The following is a 1,886-nucleotide window of genomic DNA, read 5'->3' on the forward strand; positions in this document are numbered from 1 at the left end:
GCCCTGGATCAGCGACGACCAGCGTCCCGGTGTCATGCCGAACGCCTTCTTGAATTGCCTTGTGAAATGGCTCTGGTCGCTGAAGCCGGCTTCGACCGCGATCTGTGCCAACGGTTCGCCGGCGGCGATCATCCGCCGCGCCCGCTGAAGCCGGCGCATCACCAGGAAGCGATGTGGACTGGTGGAGAAAGCGGCACGGAAATGCCGTGACAAGGCATAGCGATCAAGCCCGGTTACAGCTTCCAGTTCGCCGGAACGCACCGGCCGGTTCAGGTTTTCCGTGAGATAGTCGCGCGCCAGCGCAGCCGCCCGCCACGCCGTCCTGGTCATCGGCTTCGCCGACTGGCCGCCATGCCGTGTCAGGCTTTGCATCAGTTGCGCCAGGAAGTCGTCGACGAACAGCTCGTCGAGTTCCTGCTCCAGCGGCCCCAGCGCCGAAAGCAACGTTGCGCAAAAGGCGGCGTCCGTCACCACGCCATCCCTGACAAAAGGCAGCGAAGCGCCGCCGAGGCAGTCGAGCATCAGCGACGGCTCCAGATAGAGCATCCGGTAGCGCAATCCGTCCTCGGTGCCGGCACCGCCGTCGTGCAACTCGTCGGGATGCAGCACGATGATCTGGCCGGGCAGGCTGTGGCGCGCAGCGCCGAGATAGCGAAACGTCTGCACCCCGTGCAGCGTCACCCCGATCGAGTAGGTGTCGTGGCGATGCAGGTCGAACGCGCTGCCATGGAAACGCGCCTCAATACGCTCCATGCCGGCGGGGTCGGAGGCCGAGATGATGCAGTTTTCCGCTGCATCGACGCACAAACGTCCAAGACCCCTGAAGGCCTGGCTGTCTAGATCGTGCGACATCGTCTCCTTCAGCCTCGCATTGGGGCACAAACCGAATGGCCAGTGTCTCATGTTCGATACGAAATTTGCAATCGTGCTCCGGGAGGATCTGCCGGTCTGGCAGAAACTCAACGTCACCGCCTTCCTGACCAGCGGCATCGTCGCGCAGTTTCCGGATATCATCGGTGAACCCTATCGCGACCGCGCCGGCAATCTCTACAACCCGCTGTCGATCCAGCCGGTCATCGTTTTGTCCGCCGACCAGACGACGCTGGGCACGATCCACCGGCGCACGCTGGAGCGCGGCGTGACCACCCCGCTCTATGTCGAGGAAATGTTTTCGACCGGCTTTGACGCGGCTAATCGCGCCGTCTTCGCCGAATTCGCGCCTGAAGACGCCAAGGTGGTCGGGATCGCGCTTCGCGCCGACAAGAAGCTGGTCGACAAGATCACCAAGGGCGCCCGCATGCACGCCTAGCCAGGGCACTACCTGCCGGCGGCTCTTGTTGTGCCAGCAGGCTTTCATGTCGCGGCAGTCGACAATTGGCTTGCCGGGAGCCGGCAATTCCCGCAAAGGTGGGCTCCAGCCCAGCTTCCCACCCGGCCTGCAAGTGAGTGCTCCCCAAAGACATGTAGAAAGCGCGACGCCCCCGGTGGCGATCGTGTGCATGCTTTCCACCTATGTCTTCTTCACCTTCCTCGACACATCAAGCAAATACCTCGTCCTTGCAGGCGTTTCCGTGCTGGTCGTTGCCTGGGTGCGCTTTGCCGTGCATGTCGTGCTGGTCGGCGCGCTGCTGCGCGGCTGGCGCCAACCGGTGCGGTTTCGTCCGGTCAATCTGCCGGCGCATATCCTGCGCGGGGCGTTCCTGTTCGGATCGACCATATTCAATGTCCTGGCGCTCAAATCCCTGCAACTGGCCGAGACCACCTCGATCTATTTCTTCGGGCCGATGGTGATCACGGCACTGGCCGGTCCGCTGCTTGGCGAGTGGGCCGGCTGGCGGCGCTGGCTGGCCATCCTGGCGGCCTTTGCCGGCGTCCTCATCATCACC

At 63.4% G+C, this 1,886-nt stretch carries 3 protein-coding genes; 2 read left to right on the top strand and 1 reads right to left on the bottom strand.

The genetic code is table 11. From position 1 onward, the window contains the following. Window positions 1–852, bottom strand: an 852-nt coding sequence (locus EN906_RS32575) for an AraC family transcriptional regulator (protein ID WP_164777545.1), incomplete at its 3' end; no start/stop codon positions are given. Window positions 853–901: 49 nt separating this feature from the next. On the opposite strand from EN906_RS32575, the gene EN906_RS32580 reads away from it, so the two are divergent. Both EN906_RS32580 and EN906_RS32585 read left to right on the top strand, forming a co-directional pair. Further along, a complete protein-coding gene (locus tag EN906_RS32580) occupies window positions 902–1,309 on the top strand; it encodes a DUF2000 family protein (protein WP_127266505.1) in 408 nt (135 codons plus the stop codon). 190 nt (window positions 1,310–1,499) lie between these two features. After that, window positions 1,500–1,886: DMT family transporter (locus EN906_RS32585; RefSeq protein WP_164777546.1), on the top strand; the 387-nt coding region annotated here is incomplete at its 3' end.

This window comes from Mesorhizobium sp. M7A.F.Ca.CA.004.06.1.1, from assembly GCF_003999135.1.
In the GTDB taxonomy this organism is placed as follows: Bacteria; Pseudomonadota; Alphaproteobacteria; order Rhizobiales; family Rhizobiaceae; genus Mesorhizobium.